The sequence below is a fragment of the Litorimonas sp. RW-G-Af-16 genome, assembly GCF_048319245.1.
In the GTDB taxonomy this organism is placed as follows: Bacteria; Pseudomonadota; Alphaproteobacteria; order Caulobacterales; family Maricaulaceae; genus Litorimonas.
In genome coordinates, this window is record NZ_CP166993.1 from 1,678,271 (window position 1) to 1,695,936 (window position 17,666).

Below are 17,666 nucleotides of genomic sequence, written 5' to 3' on the forward strand. Positions count from 1 at the left end.
GCATACGGGCTTGAGTGTTTCAAGCTGATGTTATGAGGAAAGGATAGACAATGATTACCCTACTCTCCCCTGCTAAAAAACTAAACTTTGATCCCGCCGACACGGCGCTGGAAGCCACGAATCCGCAACTCCATTCGGACATGGTTGAGATCGCCAAAGTCGCGAAACAGCAATCGGCCGCTGATCTGAAACGCTTAATGCATATCTCCGATAATCTGGCTGAATTAAATGCAGACCGCTTCAAGAGCTTCAATCTCGATGGGCAAAGCAACTCCGCCAAACCCGCTGGGTTGACCTTTGACGGTGATGTCTATTGGGGCTTGGACGCGAAAACTCTGTCAGATCAAGACCTAGAATTTGCACAAACACATCTGCGCATTTTATCAGGTCTTTACGGCGTCCTGCGCCCTCTCGACCTTATGCAAGCCTATCGTTTGGAAATGGGCACGAAGATGGAAAACCCGCGTGGGAAATCGCTTTATGATTTTTGGGGTGACAAGATCGCCAACACATTGCGCGATGATCTGAATGGACATCACGACCATACCATCGTCAATTTGGCGTCCAATGAATACTTCAAAGCTGTTGATCAAAAAGCACTCGACAAGCCTGTTGTCTTTGCCAAGTTCCTAGAAACAAAAGATGGGAAAACGCGCCCTGTGCAATATTATACAAAGTTCGCACGCGGACTGATGGCGCGTTGGATCACGCAAGAACGCGTCGACCGCGCGGACGGATTAAGAGACTTCAATCTCGGCGATTACAAATTTGATGCATCACAGTCATCAGACGACAAGCTCGTCTTTACGCGTCCTCAACCCGCGCCAAAAAACGGCTAAATTTTGAATCAGAATTTCGAATTCGAGCAAACAACAGCCGATAGTCCTTTCAGGTTTACCCTTAAGGATTGGTGGGCCGTCATCAAGCGAACTGCGGTCACGTGCCAACAAGACAATGTTACCGTCGTCGCGGCAGGCGTGGCGTTCTTCTCTCTTCTGGCAGTTTTTCCGCTGATCTCCGCAGCGATCTCACTATTTTCGTTTTTCGCGAACCCCACGGACGTTGACGACATCACAGAGACGGTCAGCGCCCTCATGCCAGGCGAAGCATTTGACGTGATCCAAAACCAGATCGTCACAGTTCTTGATACACCTGACCAAGCGCTCGGTTGGGGCATTGTGATCTCGCTCAGCGTCGCTGTGTTTTCCGCGGGCGCAGGTATTCGGGCTATGATGCGGGCCATGAACATCGCCTATCAAGAGTTGGAGAAACGAAATTTTATCGTTTTTTATATCTATGCAGGACTGATGACACTGGGCAGCTTAATGTTCATCTGGGTATCACTTTTCGTGATTGTCGGCATCCCAGCTTTCTTAAAATTCATCAGACTAGAAGGCCTCACAGATATGATTGCGCGCTTTTTGCCGTGGTTGTTACTGATCGCAATTTTTAGTTTTGCGACAGGCGTTATGTACCGATTTGGCCCGTCTCGGCGTCCCGCCCGCAAGCGTTGGGTCTATCCTGGTATTGCTTTCGCGACATTGTCGTGGCTGTTAATCTCTTATGGTTTCTCAAAATTCGTGGCAGAGTTTGGGAATTACAACGCGACTTACGGCAGTTTATCGGCTGTCGTCATTTTACTTGTCTGGCTATGGCTGACGGCGAATGTAATTATTGTCGGTGCGGAATTGAATTCTGAATTAGAGCGTCAAACCATTGCTGATACCACACGCGGCCATGTGAGAGCCTTGGGACGACGCGGCGCTTTCATGGCGGATTACGTCGCCAGCGACACGGCTTTGTCAGACGCGCAGGATGAAATGATCAACCCACAGGAAACCGATAGCGTGATCTAAAAAATTCGGGCAAACCCTCCTTATGCGATTTATCAAAGCCAACTTCCCCGCTGACAAAGCGGACGCTGTCATCAAAATCATCGAAGGCTGCAAGCCTGTCGATTGGTCAATGGATAGTGGATATGGCCGCTACGAAAAAGCCGTCGAAATAGTTGTCGCCAAAGGTGAAGGGCAAGACCTCGTGGATCGGTTGCAAAGCTTACTGGGCGGCGGGGATGATTGGCGCGTTGTCGTGATGCCGATTGAAGCGACACTCCCGCGGCCAGATGACACCATCCTCGAAGCTGACAAAGAGGCCACACAAAAAGCCAAGACGGTTTCTCTGCGTGAGGAGCTATATCAAAAGGTCGCAGGCGATTGCACACTCAATACCGATTTTATTATCCTGACAGTGTTATCAGCGATCGTGGCCGCGATTGGCCTAAACGGCGATAGCGTAGCGATTGTGATTGCCGCCATGGTGATTGCGCCTTTGCTTGGGCCGATCTTAGCGTTCGCGCTCGCGGCAGCACTCGGTGATTTATCGTTGATGAAGAAAGCGACGAAAACTTCTTTGACGGGACTCGTCGTCGGTTTTGCCTTTGCCTACGCACTTTCCTTTGTCATGCCCGTTAACATTGGCAGCACGGAAATGGTCAGCCGGACAGTGATCGGGCCAGAAATAATCGCCCTCGCTCTAGCCTCAGGTGCAGCCGCCGCGCTCTCGCTTTCAACAGGCATTTCATCGGCGCTAGTCGGCGTGATGGTCGCTGTCGCCTTGCTACCGCCATCCGTTGCGTCAGCGTTATTTCTTGGCGCAGGCGAGACAGATAAGGCCATTGGCGCAGCGTTACTTCTCGCCGTGAATGTTGTGTGTGCCGTATTGTCAGCGCAGTTGATTTTTGTCTGGAAAGGCATCCGTCCACGGACTTGGGCGGGGCAACGGAAGGCGTCTGTGTCTGTCAGGATCAACGCGACTGTCTGGATTATTCTTCTCGCCGCCCTCGCCGCGCTCGCCTACCGACTTAATCTACAGGTTCTATAAGCTGCGACCCTGTTGCGCGACCAGACCCGACAGCGCGGTCTACCGCATGATAACGTAGACACTCCCCACCCAGCATCTGACTAAGCACGAAATCAGGCTTTGCGTCCCAGTCCAGCCATCGGTCCCAATGGTCAATTGGCAAGCGCACGGGCATGCGGTGATGTAAGTGTTTGACGGGGCCAATAGCTGCTGTGGTCAAGATCGTGCAAGATAACAAACTCACGCCTTCATCTACACGCCATTGATCCCATAGTCCCACAAAGGCAAACATCTCGGCCTTTGCTTCGTAAATATAATGAGGCGTTTTCGGGGCCTCAACACCCTCCCATTCATACCACCCCGTCGCGGGTATCAGGGCGCGGCGGCGGCGAAAAGGTGTATGAAAACTTGGCTTCTCAGAGGCTGTCTCAACGCGTGCATTGAACAAAGGACGTCCCTCTGGCGGCTCTTTTTTCCAGTGAGGATGCAAGCCCCACCGCATCGGCACGACCTTACGCTGCTTCTGCCCGTCAAAAGCGATCACGGGCACGACAGTGCCTGGCGCGATGTTATAATGCGGTTCCCAATCCCATAAATCGCCCTCGCCTTTTTTCGCCCCAAAGTAGGACGCAATCTCGTCCAAAGTCCCTGCCAATGTGTAACGACCGCACATGTCCTAGCTATAGGCGGTCAACCACGATAGGGAAATAGATATGACGGATAAGACTGCAATAGAGGCTACTGACTGTGTCGGCGTAATCTGCTTTCGCGGCGAAGATGTCTTGCTGATACAACGCGGGACAGCGCCCCGCAAAGGCGATTGGTCAATTCCCGGCGGACGGATTGAAGCGGGCGAAACCGAGGCCGTTGCTGCCCTGCGAGAGTTAATGGAAGAGACGCAAATTACAGCTACGCTCGGCCCCAAGATCGCCCTGATCCCGGCGAAATTCGAAGGGTTTAATTACCGCCTCCACGACTATCTTGCCGAATGGGTGGCGGGTGAACCTGTTGCGGGCGACGACGCGGCGCAGGCCAAATTTGTGCCTGTAAAAGACATTGCTGCGCTCAACATGTGGGCCATGACAGAGGACGTCATTTTGAAAGCCTATGCCAAAAGGGCTAGTCTTTTGGAGCCAGCAAGTTAAATTGGTTGCATGAAATTCGTTCTTACCCTCCTCCTCATGGTCAGCTTAACTGGTCCTTCAGTTGCGCAAGATACCATGACCGCGGCACAGAAACGCGCAGCTGCCGAAAAAGCGCGCGAAGCCGCTGAGTTGCGCGTGGAACAGGACATGGTGACGATGACAAGCCTCGTCGAAGCGCTATCCAAGAATATGGGGCAGATCCATTATCTACGCACGCTTTGCTTCGGTCAGAATGATCAAAAATGGCGGGACTATGCCAGCCGCATGGTACAGGTTGAAGCCCCCAACGACGCCGATCGTCGCCGCCAACTCATTCGCGCATTCAACGCGGGCTATTACGCCGAACAAGGCCGTCACCAGCGTTGCTCCAACGCCGTCAGCGCCGATGTTGCCGCATTGTCAGAAAACGGACGACACCTCAGTTCTATGCTGGGCGACCCGTATCGGGAGAGATAAATGATCTGGTTACGCATTTTAGGCACCGTCGCATTATCAGTCGGCCTCGCCGCCTGCACCAAAGCGGTCACGGACCATCAAGCGAAACGCCCGCTCTCTGACCTTGCGGGGTCGGAATGGGGGCCCGCTGATAATGCGCAAGACCAATTCGTCGCGTTCAAAACAGCCGGCGAAATTATCGGGTCTGGCGGCTGTAATAATTTCTTCGGTAATTACGAGCAAGACGGTGACAAGTTGACCATCGGCGCCCTCGCCTCAACCCGAAAAATGTGTCCCAGCGGCATGGAGGCTGAAGCCGACTTCCTCGCCCGTTTGCAAGAGGCACGGCGTATCGAAGCGACGCACAAAACGCTCGTGATATATGACGAGTCAGGCGATATGATTTTAGAGCTACAGCGCCGCGACTGGGATTAGATGTCACTGACTTTATGACGTGACTTGCGAGTCACGGCGGCGGCGTGTAACGCAAAGCTATGACTAATACCCTCACAATTCGCCGCCCTGATGATTGGCATGTTCACCTCCGTGATGGACAAATGCTCAAAGACGTTGTGGACTTTACGGCACGCCAATTTGGGCGCGCGATTATCATGCCCAATCTCAAACCACCCGTCACAACGGTCGAAGCAGGACGCGCCTACCGCGAGCGGATCATGGCAGCTGTCGATCCCGCATTAGACTTCACACCCCTCATGACGGCTTACCTCACCGATGGCATGGACGCGTCTGAGATTGAACGCGGACACGCGGAAGGCGTTTTCACCGCCGCTAAATTATATCCTGCCAACGCCACCACAAATTCATCTCACGGCGTGACGGACGTTGTGAAAATTCATGACACATTAGAAACGATGCAACGCATCGGCATGCCGCTTCTGATTCACGGCGAAGTCACGGATCAGCATGTTGATATTTTTGACCGCGAAGCTGTTTTCATCGACCAAGTTTTGCAAGAATTGGTTCAGGACTTCCCGGGCCTAAAAGTCGTTTTTGAACACATCACGACCAAGGATGCCGTTGATTTCGTTATGGAAAGTGGCCCCAATATCGCAGCCACAATCACGCCGCATCATCTTGATTTCAATCGCAATGCCATTTTCCAAGGCGGCATCCGCCCGCACTTTTACTGCCTTCCCATCGCCAAGCGAGAACTGCACCGTGACGCCCTGCGCAAGGCGGCAACCTCTGGCAATGCGAAGTTCTTTCTCGGCACAGATACCGCGCCACATGTCGTTGCCGCGAAAGAAAGCGCCTGCGGTTGCGCGGGCATTTTCTGCGCGCCCCACGCAATGGAAAGCTACGCCAAGACATTTGATGAAGAAAAGGCGCTCGATAAATTAGAAGGCTTTGCCTCTCTCTTCGGGCCAGCGTTTTATGGTCTGCCCGTCAATGAAGGCACTATGACATTGACCCGCAAAGACAATACTGTCCCAGCCAGCATAACTGCCGACGGCACAGAGGCTATCCCCTTCCATGCGGGCGAGACGCTAGCTTGGTCGGTGAATTAATTAATTTAAAGAATCAATCGCCGCTTGGTCGCGCGGCGTAATCTCGGCATCACCCTCGGGTCTGAAATACTTCCACGAGCGTTCACATTTGGCGAAGTCAGGATTTACTTTCAAATCTTCAACTTGAATTGGATCATCAGTGTTCGGCAAAGTCAACTCGCAGGCACTAACGATTAAATAATCAGCAAGAGTATCAACTGGTTCTAATGGGTTTGGATAATCTCCATCCTGATCCAGACCGTTATACCTTTTGAACCCAATACCCAAAGTGTCTAGTGCAACTTCTAACATTACATCTGAAGCTTTCAAACTTGCTTCTAAGGAAGACTTAATTACACCATCTTTTCTTAAAGGTTCGATCGCCTCTTGCGCCCTTGTACGGAACTCACGAACTACATTCATCTCATGCGATAGTGCATAATTTTTCCAATTTTCTGGTGCGTCTTTAAACAATTCCAGATGCACTGACTTCGCCGTCTCACCAAACCGCGCGCGCCAAACTTCTTCCATCGTGAAGCACATGATCGGGGCGAGCCATGTTGTGAGGCGGAGGAAGACCTCGTTAATCACCGTATGGCACGCACGGCGGCGCGTGGAATTTAGCGGATCACAATAGAGCGCATCCTTGCGAATATCGAAATAAAATGCCGAAAGATCGACCGTACAGAAATTAAATAGCGCACTGAATATCTTCTTATGATCGTGATCGCGCACCCAGCCTTCATGCTCTGCCGTGATCTCGGATAGACGGTGCAGCACCCATTTTTCGAGCGCTGGCATATCGACGTAATCCACTGCTTCGCTGTCATCAAATCCGTCTAAAGCACCGATCATATAGCGCAGCGTATTGCGGAGCTTTCTGTAGGCATCGACATTCGTTTGGATAATCTCCTTGCCGATTTTCAAGTCCGTCGTGAAGTCAGAACTCGCCGTCCAGATGCGCATAATTTCTGCACCGAACTGCTTGGAAATATCTTCGGGGCTCATCGTATTGCCGAGAGATTTGGACATTTTCAGCCCCTTCTCATCGACGACGAAACCATGGGTTAGCACACCTTTATAGGGCGCTTCGCCGTAGACAGCGCAACTCTCTAGCAGTGAACTCTGGAACCAGCCGCGATGTTGGTCTGACCCTTCGAGGTATAAGTCCGCTCGGTCAGGCAAATCGTCCCGCGTCTTCAGGCAGAACGCATGTGTGCAACCGCTATCAAACCAAACGTCGAGAATATCCGTCACCTTGTTCCAGCCCTCATGCCCCTCTGGCATAAGCGTTTCCAGCGGCGTGTCGAACCATCCGTCCACACCGTGTTCGCGGACCGCCGCCAAGATACGGGAATTAATTAATTCCGCATCATCGCGGTCTGTATGTAGTTCGCCTTTTGGCCCAACAATTAGCGTGATCGGCACGCCCCAATTCCGTTGTCGGCTGATCAACCAATCAGGACGGTCGGCAACCATCGTGCCGATACGGTTGCGCCCGCGATCCGGCCAGAATTTCGTCTTTTCAATCTCAACAATCGCCTTATCGCGCAGGCCGCCTTTGGACATCGAAATAAACCATTGCGGCGTGGCGCGGCGAATAACGGGCGCTTTAGACCGCCAGCTATGCGCGTCCCGCAGGGTCAGCATGCCGCGCGCGAGCAGGTTGCCACACTCGACGAGTGCCTTGAGAACTTCGCCGTTCGCCTTGCCGTCTTGGCCACGTTTCTTGCCTGACGTGCGGATAACGTCGAGGCCTTGAAAACGGGTCGGCATGACGTCCGTGTAACAGCCTGCATCATCGAGCGTCATAGGGACGACAGGGTCAATACCGAGGGCTTCGAGTTTCTGCTGGTTGGACGTCCAGACGATATAATCATCCTCACCATGGCTCGGCGCGGTATGAACAAAGCCCGTACCCGCATCAGCTGTGACGTGATCGCCTTCGAGGAGCGGGACGGGGAAATCATATTTGCCTTCAGCGCCGTCCATATCTTTGAGGGGGTGTGATAAAGTGGTTTGAACTAAAATATCAGCTGGAATCGCAAAGCGTTTCTTCGCTTTTTTTATAAGACCTGCCTTTGCGATTGTCTCCCATAAAGCATCAGCGATAATTAGTTTGTCACCAGGCTTTGACCAAGGGTCAAACTCGCTATCTTCCATTTCCTGAATTTCATACAAACCATACGAGATTCCTCTTCTGAAGCTAACGGCACGGTTTGCTGGAATCGTCCAAGGAGTAGTTGTCCAGATAACTACCGATGAACCTTCAACCATTGCGTCAAATCTGGAAGTATATTCTTCTCTTGATAAAGAATTATCTCCATCATCTTTATCAGACGCAGCGTATAAACTGAATAATTCATCGGTGAATGGCATATCCCGAACAGGAAACTTCACATAAATTTGCGTGGCCTTTTTATCGTGATACTCCACCTCCGCTTCGGCCAGCGCTGTCTGCTCCACGGGCGACCACATGATGGGTTTGGAGCCGCGATAGAGCTGCCCTGTTTTCGCGATCTTTAAAAGCTCGGCGCAAATGTCGGCCTCGCTCTCGAAATTCATCGTCTTATAGGGGTTTTTCCAATCCCCGATGACGCCGAGGCGTTGGAATTCTTCGCGCTGTGTGTCGAGCCAACCCGCGGCGTATTCGCGGCAGCGCTTACGAAACTCACTGCCCGGGACGTCGTCTTTTTGGCGACCTTTGCCGCGAAATTCTTCTTCGACTTTCCATTCAATCGGCAGGCCATGGCAGTCCCAGCCCGGCACGTAATTGGCGTCATGGCCCAGCATTTGATGGGAGCGGTTGATCACATCTTTGAGGATTTTGTTCAGCGCCGTGCCCATATGGATATGGCCATTGGCGTAAGGCGGAGCCGTCATGCAGCGTCCACGGCCCCTTGGCGTTTTCGGCTTTGCGCTGCGCCCCGTAAAGATCGATCTCGTTCCAATATTCCAGCCATTTAGGCTCGTTTTTCGGCAGTCCCGCGCGCATGGGAAAGTCCGTCTTCGGGAGGAAAAGCGTATCGCGATAATCGCGCGCAGATGGTTTATTTGGGTCTGTCATGGGGGTCTCTTATGAGAGGGTGTTGGAAGGCTCGTGGCGACATTATCCCGATACGCAGTTTAGCGCACCGGGCCGATAATTCGTATGATTGCGGCGATCTTCAACATGGGTAGCGGGTAACATAGCGCGGGAGTCGCGTAAAGCATCAACTATCGCTTGAACTGATCGCGCCGTTTGGTTTCCGCCGTCAGTAATTCGCGTTTGATCTGCGCAAGCGTGAAGCCCAGATTGCGCTTGCGGAATGTTGTCCGCGTATATTTTGCCAAACGCTCGCGATAGCCCTCCTCGAATTTCTTCTTTAGCTCAAAATGCAGAGAGCGGATCATGATGATATGCCCGCCTTTCACGAGGACGAAGTAAAGCGCGAAAAAGCCGACGATGACAGAGCCCTCATCCAGCTCTTTCGTCGTGTCGATCATCACATGAAACAGGCCCAACAGCGCCAGCAGAATCAGCGCCGTCGGCAAGACGCAACGCAGCGACCAATAGCGCAACGATAGCCATTCCTGTTCGATCATTTCTGGCGTCATATAAAAACTATATACGCCAGAAATCGCGTTGACGATGCGCTACTCTGCCGCTTCCTGTGTTTCGACGGGCGGCGTCCAACGCAAAACAGGCTTCCGCGCAGCTTGCGTTTCGTCGAGGCGGCGCATGGGCGCGTGAATTGGTGCTTGCTTAAAGCTCTCCACATCGCCCGATTTCGCCTTCGTCGCGAGGTGGCGCATAGAGCGGATGAAGCGGTCAAGCTCGCCCTTGGACTCGGACTCCGTTGGCTCGATCAACATGGCACCATGAACGACGAGCGGGAAATACATGGTCATGGGATGGTAGCCCTCATCGATCATGGCTTTCGCGAAATCGAGCGTCTCAACGCCCGTGTCTTTCAGGAAGCGATCATCAAACAATGCTTCGTGCATGCAGGTGCCAGGATAGGCGGTCGTCATGACATCGGACAGGCTCGCTTGCACATAATTCGCGTTTAGTACCGCGTCTTCCGTGGCTTGTTTTAAGCCGTCAGAACCGTGGCTCATCATGTAAGATAGCGCGCGCGAATACATGCCCATATTGCCGTGGAAAGCGCACATGCGACCAAAACTCTTGGCATCGGGCTCTTCGACCAAATCGAAACCGTCTTTGGTTTTGATAACAAATGGCACGGGTGCATGGTCTTTCAGCGCGTCAGATAGCACGGTTGGACCAGAGCCCGGACCGCCGCCACCATGCGGGGTTGAGAACGTCTTGTGCAGGTTAATGTGCATCGCATCGACGCCCAGATCACCCGGGCGCACACGCCCAACCAGCGCGTTAAAGTTCGCCCCGTCGCAGTAGAAATATCCGCCCGCCGCGTGGATCAACTCGGAAATCTCAATAATATCGCTCTCAAACAGACCGCACGTATTTGGATTGGTCAGCATGATGCCCGCAATGTCGCTATCTTTGCCGAGGCCTTCTAGCTTCTGGCGCAGCGCGTCCATATCAACACGGCCGCCTTTATTTGCGGGGATTTCATCGACCGTGAAACCGCATTGCACAGCCGTTGCAGGGTTCGTGCCGTGCGCGGATTCAGGAACCAGAACGCGACGCTTATGGCTCGCGCCGTCATGATCCAGCCGCGCGCGGATTGCCATCATCCCGCACAACTCTCCGTGCGCACCCGCTTTTGGCGTCAACGCGACCGCTGGCATATTGCACAGGGTCATCAACCAATGAGATAGCTCGTGCATTAATTCCAGCGCGCCTTGCACTGTAGACACGGGTTGAAACGGATGCACATCGGCAAAGCCGGGCATGCGCGCAACCTTCTCGTTCAAACGCGGATTATGCTTCATCGTGCAAGAGCCGAGCGGATAAACGCCGAGGTCAATCGCGTAGTTTTTCTGTGACAGGCGCACATAATGGCGCATAGTTTCAGGCTCGGAGAGCCCAGGCAAGCCAATCTCGCCTTTCCGTGCGTGAGTGCCCAGACGCGAAGCGCGACCCTTCGGCTCGGGCATATCCACACCCGTGCGGCGCGGTGTGCCAGTCTCAAAAATCAACTTCGTCGCTTGGTTCAGCGCTTGGCTACCAGACACAGTTTTAACGTGGTTCATATTCGCCGCGACTGGGGATGTGGAGCGTCCTTCGGTTTTCATGATGTTCCCTTAGATAAAAAATTAGAGTCCAAGCACTTTTGGACATAATTGTTTTCCCCATCGTCCCATTTCGCACCCAATGAAATACCTTGATATATCAGGGAGTCGATATCATTCTTGGTAACGGACTGATGACTCAAATACCTGTCGCTTATATAGTCGCGTTTAGTATTGCGAAAATACTCGATTTTTTCATTCAAACTTTTGTTGTTTTTGACATATTGCGCATAATAGCACCAAGATTTTGCCAGATCTTCGATCAGTTCTTGGTCCGACACATGCTGCTTTTCGGGCGCACGTGATACTCTACCTTTAAACAATGCACATATCATCCCAAAACCTCCTCTAGCGCGTACCCAAAGGCATGCATGTCTTCATCAGTCACCACCTCGGTCACGCAGACGAGGAGCAAGTCTTCGTGCTGCCCGCCGCTGATCCGAGAGAACGGAACGCCGCCGAGAATGTCTTTGGCAGCAAGCGCTTCGACGACCTCAGCTGCGGGTTTGTTTAACTTGACCGTAAACTCATTAAAGAAGGTATCGTTCAGGACTTCGGCGCTCTTAATCCCGTCGATAATATCCGCCATGTGGCAGGCATTTTCGTGGTTCAGCGTGGCAAGCTGCTTGATGCCAGCATCGCCGAGCAAGCTCATATGAATGGTGAAAGCGAGGCAGCAGAGACCGCTATTTGTGCAAATATTGGACGTCGCTTTTTCGCGTCGAATATGTTGTTCTCGCGTGGAGAGAGTGAGGACATAACCGCGCTCGCCATTGGCATCAACAGTTTCGCCGCAAACTCGGCCTGGCATCTGCCGCACCAGCTTTTCGCGGCATGCAAACAAACCCACATGCGGCCCGCCAAAGTTAAGGCCAACGCCTAGCCCTTGACCCTCACCCACGACGATATCTGCACCTTGCTCGCCCGGCGGAGTGATCGCCGCCAGCGCCACGGGCTCAGTGAACACCGCGATGAGTAACGCTTTATGTGCATGCGCTTTTTCCGCGATAGGCGCGAGATCAACGATCTCGCCGAAGACGTTGGGGGACTGCACAACCACGCAGGCCGTGTCGTCATTGATTAAGTCCAAGACGCCTTGATCTGCCCCCATCTCTGGCGTGACTTCGTTGATTTGGATGTCGAGCGTTTTCGCCAAAGTCTGCGTTGCCGCCGCGTATTGCGGATGCAGACCGGGGGCCAAAATAGCTTTGGTTTTGCGTGTCACGCGCCGCGCCATAACAACCGCTTCGGCACAAGCGGTGGAGCCGTCATACATGGACGCATTTGCCACTTCCATACCCGTCAGCAACGCGACTTGCGTTTGAAATTCAAACAAAGTTTGCAGCGTGCCTTGGCTGATTTCTGGCTGATAGGGCGTGTAAGCTGTCAGGAATTCTGAGCGTTGAATCAAATGATCAACCGTCGCAGGGATGTGATGCTTATAGGCCCCTGCTCCACAGAAGAACGGCACAGATGACGCGCTGACCGACTTGTTTGACAGGCGCGACATGTAACGCTCAACCGATTGTTCTGACTGTTTTTTTGGCAGGTCAATCAAGCCATTCAGTCGCGCCGCTTCTGGCACATCTAAAAATAGATCATCAATAGATTTCACACCGATAACATCGAGCATGGCCGCTCTATCGCGGTCATTGAGGGAGAGGTAGCGCATTTAATTATCCTTTTTATCGAGTTTCATAAAACTTAAAATGAAACCAGCTAGACCGATCAGAAGGCTAATTAGGCCCACCACGAGAATAAAATTATCTTTGAAGGGGTTCGTATCCTGAGCCCAACGGATGAGCAGCCACATTCCATTTCCAAACGCATAAAATGCTAAGACATGGAAAAGAACACGTTGCATCATCGCCATGATTACAAGCCGTCGCAATAGGCCTTATAGGCCGCTTCATCCATCAGGCTCTCTAGCTCTGACGCGTCCGAAATTTTAATCTTGAGAAACCAGCCAGCATCATCGGCGGATGCGTTGACTGTTTCGGGCGCGTCTTCGAGCTTTGCGTTCACTTCTGTTACTTCGCCCGAGACAGGCGCGTAGACTTCAGACGCGGCTTTGACGGACTCAACAACTGCGGCTTCATCACCCTTGCCCATCTCACGGCCAATTTCTGGCAGTTCGACAAAGACAACATCACCCAGCTGTTTCGCCGCATAAGGCGAAATGCCGACAACGCCGTTATCGCCGTCCACTTTGATCCATTCGTGATCTTCGGTAAAATAAATGCTCATAATTTAGGTTCCTCTGTAATAACGATGCGGCGCGAAAGGCATTTTCACGACGGTTGCAGGACGCGCTTTGCCGCGTACTATGAGTTGAATATCTGTGCCCGTTTTGGCGAATTTTGTGGCAACATAACCCATTGCGACAGGGCCTTCGACAGTCGGGCCAAAACCGCCAGACGTAATCTCGCCGATAGTGTTCCCGTCCATGTCCTGAATTTCGGTGTGTTCGCGCGCTGGCGCACGGCCTTCGGGTTTGATACCGACTAATTTGCGCTTAGGTTTGTTTGCAATCTCTTTTTCAACCCGTGCTGCGCCGAGATACCCCCCACCGTCGCGACGATTTTTCTGGATCGACCAGATCAAACCCGCCTCAATCGGACTGGTCGTCGTGTCGATGTCGTGGCCGTAGAGGCATAATCCAGCCTCCATCCGCAAGCTGTCACGCGCGCCCAACCCAATAGGTTCAACATCGTCATATTTGAGGAGTTCCTCGACCAACTGCCCGACATCATCGTGTTTGACCGAGATTTCATAGCCGTCTTCGCCCGTGTAGCCAGAGCGCGAGACATGGGCCCAAATTGGGTCGCCGTCTAACGTGCCAGAGAGAGGCAAATCGGTGTGTGTCATGAAGGTCAGCGCTTCGACATCGGCATTGAAACAGCCCAGAATATCTTTCGCCCGCGGCTCCCTGCAGAGCGATCAAGGCAAGCGTGTCGTCTTTGATCTGAACCTCGACACCCTTTGGCATATGCTTACTCAGATGTGCATAGTCCGCGTCTTTGCAGCCTGCATTGACGACCAAGTAAAGCACATGTTCATACCCTTTCATCCCTAGGCGGGAGATCATCAGGTCGTCCAAGATACCGCCGTCTTCATTGAGGAATTGGGAATACCGCTGCTGCCCTGGCGCCAGGCTTTGAATGTCTGCTGGCACAAGTTTTTCGAGAGCTTTGGCAACTGTCCCGAAGTCCTTATCGCTTGGTACCAAGAACACTTGCCCCATATGTGACACGTCGAACAGGCCCGCCTTCTCCCGCGTATGGAGATGTTCTTTTAGAACTCCCATCGGATATTGCACCGGCATATCATAGCCCGCGAAGGGTACCATTTTAGCGCCGAGTTCAACGTGGATGGCATGTAGGCTTGTTTGCTTTAAATCACTCATATGGACACTCTCGGCCAAGCCGACTTTCGTGCCACCAGCTGTCCTGACGGGCCTGAGAGATTTACTCCTTCGGCGGGGCCTCACACCAAGTGGCCCTCTTTCCAGCGTATTAACTCCAAACGGTCCATTTGCCTGAGCGTTTCCGGGGCGGTTGCGCCTTCGGCGACCGTTTGAGTGCATAACAATCAAACGGTTCTCTCCCATCTGGAGGAGTTATCAAAAACTATGATGGATTCTGATAAATGAGTCAATCAACCCATTTCCAGATCATCACGATATTTTAACGCCGCCTGTTTATAATACGCGCAACACAAAGGATCACACTATGTCAGAAGAAAACGCCAATTCCGCCAGCAAGGGTTCAGGGAAGTCAGAAGCCGAAGTCGCGTTCGAGCTCCTTAATAAACTCAAGGGTCAAGGTGTCTGGGGTGAACGTAATCTCAAAGATATTTTGGATATGTATGCGGAATGTCTGGACGCCGCGAAGGGTTTTCGGGCTTATCAAGGTCAAAATCGCGTGGATGTGCCTGTTAAAACAGTAGGGACGGCCCCTGCGCGTCAGGCAACGCCCGCTCAAGCTGCGCCCGTTCAAGCACCACAGGCGGCAACAGCGCAAGCCCCCGCACCCGCTCCCGCACAGCCCGTCCATGTGCAGCAGCAAGCCTTGGCTCAGGCCTATAATCCTAATCAGTAATCCGAAGCTACATGCGTTCCGGCGCTTGTATGCCCAGAATATCAAGACCCATCTCTAGCTGGCGAAGCGTAGTTTCTGCCAGCCGGAGGCGGGATGATTTGACAGCCTCTGGCGTTCCGTCGACAAGGATCGGGCAATCCGTGTAAAAACGCGAAAAGCTCTGCGCCAAACGGTAGACATGATCACAAATCAAATGCGGGGCGTATTTATCGCTCGCCGCAGTCACTGCGCGGTCAAAACTATCAAGCGCCAGCACCAGCTGTTGCTCCGCGGGTTCTGTTACAAGAATATCGCCCATCGCCACACCTTGATCTGCGGCTTTGCGCAGGATCGATTTGATCCGCACAGCGGCGTATAAAAGATAGGGCCCCGTTTTGCCTTCAAAAGCCGTGAAGCGCTCAGGATCAAAGACATAATTTGTCAAACGCGCATTTTGCAGGTCCGCGAATTTTAGAGCGGCCAAGCCGACTTTACGCGCGATTTCAGCACGTTCAGCCGCGTCAAAATCTGCGCCAATGCCAGAATCAGAGAGCCGTCTCGCGGCGGCAGCGTTCATAATGTCCAATAAGTCTTCCAACCGCAAGACACCGCCTTCGCGGGTCTTAAATGGTTTTCCGTCTTTGCCGTTCATCATACCAAAGCCCAGATGCACCATTTGCTCACGATCATACCAACCCGCTTTGACAGCAGCCCGGAAGACTTGTTCAAAATGTAGTGCTTGCCGTTGATCAACGACATACAAAATGAGGTCAGGATCAATCTCGGCCTTACGGTCAACCAGAGTTGCGAGGTCTGTGGTATGATAGAGAACCGCCCCTGAACTCGCCAGCAACATGACGGGTGGAACGGTTTTAGACTCGTCCTCGTCTTCGACACGTATGATCAATGCGCCGTCATCTTCTTCGGTAATACCCTTAGCTTTTAAGCCCTTAATCATGTCAGGAATTAGCGGATCAACACAGGCCTCGCCCTTCCACAAATCAAACTCTACGCCCAAATTGCCATAGCCAATTTTTAGAGCAGCTACGGACACATCGATGAAATGATCTAGCAAAGCACGGTAACCTGGGCGGCCCGCTTGCAGCTCTGCCGTGGCAATGCGGGAAGCTTCCATCCGAGCCTTGTCCGCCTTGGCCTTATTTGACGCTAACGGATAAAGCCGCGCAAGATCGTCCATCGTGACAGGAGGTTCGCTCGGATAGCCGTCTGTGATATCTGGATCGAAATATGGCAAGTCTGGTTGCTCGCTTTGTAGCTCTGAAATCAGATGCCCCATTTGCAGCCCCCAATCGCCCATATGCACATCGCCAATCACCGTGTGGCCTTGCGCGCGCAGCATACGTTTAATGGCTTCGCCAATCACGGCAGAGCGGAGGTGTCCGACATGCATCGGCTTGGCAACATTGGCACCGCCGTAATCCACGACAACCGTCAATGGGCTCTCGACAGCCGTCAACCCCACTTTAGCATCAGCCGCGAGCGCTTTGGCGCGAGTCGTTATGAGGTATTCACTGGGGGAGAGGTTGATAAACCCCGGCTCCCGCAATTTCAATCGCCGCGATGTCGGAATTGCCAGACAGTATCTCAACTGCTTTCGCCGCAATCTCACGTGGGTTTACTTTCTCGCCGCGCTTCTTCGCGATTCCCGCTGCCGCCATAGCGCCGTTGCATTGGAACGGTGCAATGTCGGGTCGATCCGATTCGCGAACAGCGCCAATCTCTGCGGGGAAGCCCATAGACTCGAAGGCTGCGCGACAGGCCGCGTCTAAAATATCTAATACACTGCGCATGGGAGAGACTTAGTTCTGGCCTGCATTAATACGGAAGCGCTTGCCTTGGGCGTTAAAGTCGCGTTGTTCGGGGGTCACGACGAAACCAACAACAATTTCAAAGTTTACGCCTGAGGTTGTTTCAGTCGCCCTCGGAATCACGATCTTGTCGATGGTTTCAACAACTGTGATACGGTCTTTGCCTGCGGGGAATGTAACCTGAAGCGGGAAGGTCTGCTTTTCGATGACGGCCGCATTCTTACGCGTGACGGCCACGAAATACTCGTAGGTCGCTGTATCTTGGGCGCTCGCTGCAGGGCCGCGCCCTAGTTCGAACGTCAGATCAAGATCGGCGACAATCGGTTCCGTGCTGTAATAACGGCATAAGCTGCGCACATTCAGCACTTCGCCCGTAAATCCAACATTATCAAAGCGCTGCGCCTGCCCGCGGAATTCCACGATCCGTGCAGCGTCATATAAAGCAAAGGCGCGGGGGCAAGGGCCAGGGTTTTTCTCGCCAGCGTCGCCGATCTGCAGTGTCTCTTTCGTGCTTTTGCAGCCGCTCAACGCCAAGACGCCGACCATGGCCAGGCCGATCCATTTCGCGCGTGTCGAGAAGCCAGATTTGCGGGTCGATGTTTGCATGCGGAT

At 52.8% G+C, this 17,666-nt stretch carries 16 protein-coding genes, 2 pseudogenes and 2 riboswitches; of the genes and pseudogenes, 8 read left to right on the forward strand and 10 right to left on the reverse strand.

The window, feature by feature from the left end:
• The first annotated feature begins 50 nt into the window (after window positions 1-50).
• From yaaA to AB8615_RS08300, 3 genes are read left to right on the forward strand one after another with little or no spacing between them, the layout of a single operon-like run.
• Window positions 51-839, forward strand: a complete 789-nt coding sequence (gene yaaA / locus AB8615_RS08290; protein WP_409432140.1) for a peroxide stress protein YaaA — start codon at window positions 51-53, stop codon at window positions 837-839.
• Between the two features lie 3 nt (window positions 840-842).
• Window positions 843-1,856: a YihY/virulence factor BrkB family protein gene (locus tag AB8615_RS08295; protein WP_409432141.1), complete on the forward strand. Its 1,014-nt coding sequence runs from the start codon at window positions 843-845 to the stop codon at window positions 1,854-1,856.
• Window positions 1,857-1,878: 22 nt separating this feature from the next.
• Window positions 1,879-2,880 carry a TIGR00341 family protein gene (locus AB8615_RS08300; RefSeq protein ID WP_409432142.1) on the forward strand — a complete coding sequence of 334 codons (1,002 nt, stop codon included), beginning with the start codon at window positions 1,879-1,881 and terminating at the stop codon, window positions 2,878-2,880.
• Here the strand turns inward: AB8615_RS08300 and AB8615_RS08305 are convergent.
• Window positions 2,861-3,532 carry an SOS response-associated peptidase gene (locus tag AB8615_RS08305; protein ID WP_418152164.1) on the reverse strand — a complete coding sequence of 224 codons (672 nt, stop codon included), beginning with the start codon at window positions 3,530-3,532 and terminating at the stop codon, window positions 2,861-2,863. The genes AB8615_RS08300 and AB8615_RS08305 overlap by 20 nt on opposite strands.
• A gap of 40 nt (window positions 3,533-3,572) precedes the next feature.
• Here AB8615_RS08305 and AB8615_RS08310 point away from each other — a divergent pair, with 40 nt between their 5' ends.
• The 4 genes from AB8615_RS08310 to pyrC all read left to right on the forward strand — a co-directional run bounded on the left by AB8615_RS08310 (window position 3,573) and on the right by pyrC (window position 5,968).
• Window positions 3,573-4,004 (forward strand): NUDIX hydrolase, encoded by a 432-nt coding sequence (locus tag AB8615_RS08310; RefSeq protein WP_409432144.1) that lies wholly within the window; start codon window positions 3,573-3,575, stop codon window positions 4,002-4,004.
• Between the two features lie 75 nt (window positions 4,005-4,079).
• Window positions 4,080-4,460 (forward strand): TIGR02301 family protein, encoded by a 381-nt coding sequence (locus AB8615_RS08315; RefSeq protein ID WP_418152166.1) that lies wholly within the window; start codon window positions 4,080-4,082, stop codon window positions 4,458-4,460.
• On the forward strand, window positions 4,461-4,874 hold the full coding sequence (locus tag AB8615_RS08320) for an META domain-containing protein (RefSeq protein WP_409432146.1): 414 nt from the start codon (window positions 4,461-4,463) through the stop codon (window positions 4,872-4,874).
• A gap of 59 nt (window positions 4,875-4,933) precedes the next feature.
• Window positions 4,934-5,968 (forward strand): dihydroorotase, encoded by a 1,035-nt coding sequence (gene pyrC / locus AB8615_RS08325; protein WP_409432147.1) that lies wholly within the window; start codon window positions 4,934-4,936, stop codon window positions 5,966-5,968.
• On the opposite strand, the gene ileS is transcribed toward pyrC, so the two are convergent.
• From ileS to gcvT, 7 genes and pseudogenes are all read right to left on the reverse strand, one after another.
• Window positions 5,969-8,830, reverse strand: coding sequence for an isoleucine--tRNA ligase (gene ileS, locus AB8615_RS08330; protein WP_418152169.1), 2,862 nt, complete (start codon window positions 8,828-8,830; stop codon window positions 5,969-5,971). It lies immediately after the preceding gene.
• A complete protein-coding gene (locus tag AB8615_RS08335; protein WP_418152171.1) occupies window positions 8,727-9,014 on the reverse strand; it encodes a hypothetical protein in 288 nt (95 codons plus the stop codon). Before AB8615_RS08335 ends, ileS begins: the two co-directional genes overlap by 104 nt.
• Before the next feature lie 149 nt (window positions 9,015-9,163).
• Complete coding sequence (locus AB8615_RS08340; protein ID WP_409432149.1) at window positions 9,164-9,544, reverse strand: hypothetical protein; 381 nt, start codon at window positions 9,542-9,544, stop codon at window positions 9,164-9,166.
• A gap of 39 nt (window positions 9,545-9,583) precedes the next feature.
• A complete protein-coding gene (gene gcvPB / locus AB8615_RS08345; protein ID WP_409432150.1) occupies window positions 9,584-11,149 on the reverse strand; it encodes an aminomethyl-transferring glycine dehydrogenase subunit GcvPB in 1,566 nt (521 codons plus the stop codon).
• Window positions 11,150-11,477: 328 nt separating this feature from the next.
• A complete protein-coding gene (gene gcvPA / locus AB8615_RS08350; protein WP_409432151.1) occupies window positions 11,478-12,818 on the reverse strand; it encodes an aminomethyl-transferring glycine dehydrogenase subunit GcvPA in 1,341 nt (446 codons plus the stop codon).
• A 203-nt stretch (window positions 12,819-13,021) separates the two neighbouring features.
• On the reverse strand, window positions 13,022-13,393 hold the full coding sequence (gene gcvH, locus AB8615_RS08355) for a glycine cleavage system protein GcvH (protein ID WP_409432153.1): 372 nt from the start codon (window positions 13,391-13,393) through the stop codon (window positions 13,022-13,024).
• Window positions 13,394-13,396: 3 nt separating this feature from the next.
• A pseudogene (gene gcvT, locus AB8615_RS08360) lies at window positions 13,397-14,552 on the reverse strand (glycine cleavage system aminomethyltransferase GcvT).
• A gap of 37 nt (window positions 14,553-14,589) precedes the next feature.
• Window positions 14,590-14,658, reverse strand: a riboswitch (glycine riboswitch).
• Between the two features lie 4 nt (window positions 14,659-14,662).
• A riboswitch (glycine riboswitch) is annotated at window positions 14,663-14,765 on the reverse strand.
• Between the two features lie 112 nt (window positions 14,766-14,877).
• Between gcvT and AB8615_RS08365 the strand changes: the two are divergent.
• Window positions 14,878-15,246 carry a hypothetical protein gene (locus tag AB8615_RS08365; protein WP_409432155.1) on the forward strand — a complete coding sequence of 123 codons (369 nt, stop codon included), beginning with the start codon at window positions 14,878-14,880 and terminating at the stop codon, window positions 15,244-15,246.
• Between the two features lie 7 nt (window positions 15,247-15,253).
• Here the strand turns inward: AB8615_RS08365 and argS are convergent.
• Both argS and AB8615_RS08375 read right to left on the reverse strand, forming a co-directional pair.
• A pseudogene (argS, locus tag AB8615_RS08370) lies at window positions 15,254-17,036 on the reverse strand (arginine--tRNA ligase).
• A 9-nt stretch (window positions 17,037-17,045) separates the two neighbouring features.
• Complete coding sequence (locus AB8615_RS08375; protein ID WP_409432157.1) at window positions 17,046-17,660, reverse strand: hypothetical protein; 615 nt, start codon at window positions 17,658-17,660, stop codon at window positions 17,046-17,048.
• Window positions 17,661-17,666: the final 6 nt, after the last annotated feature.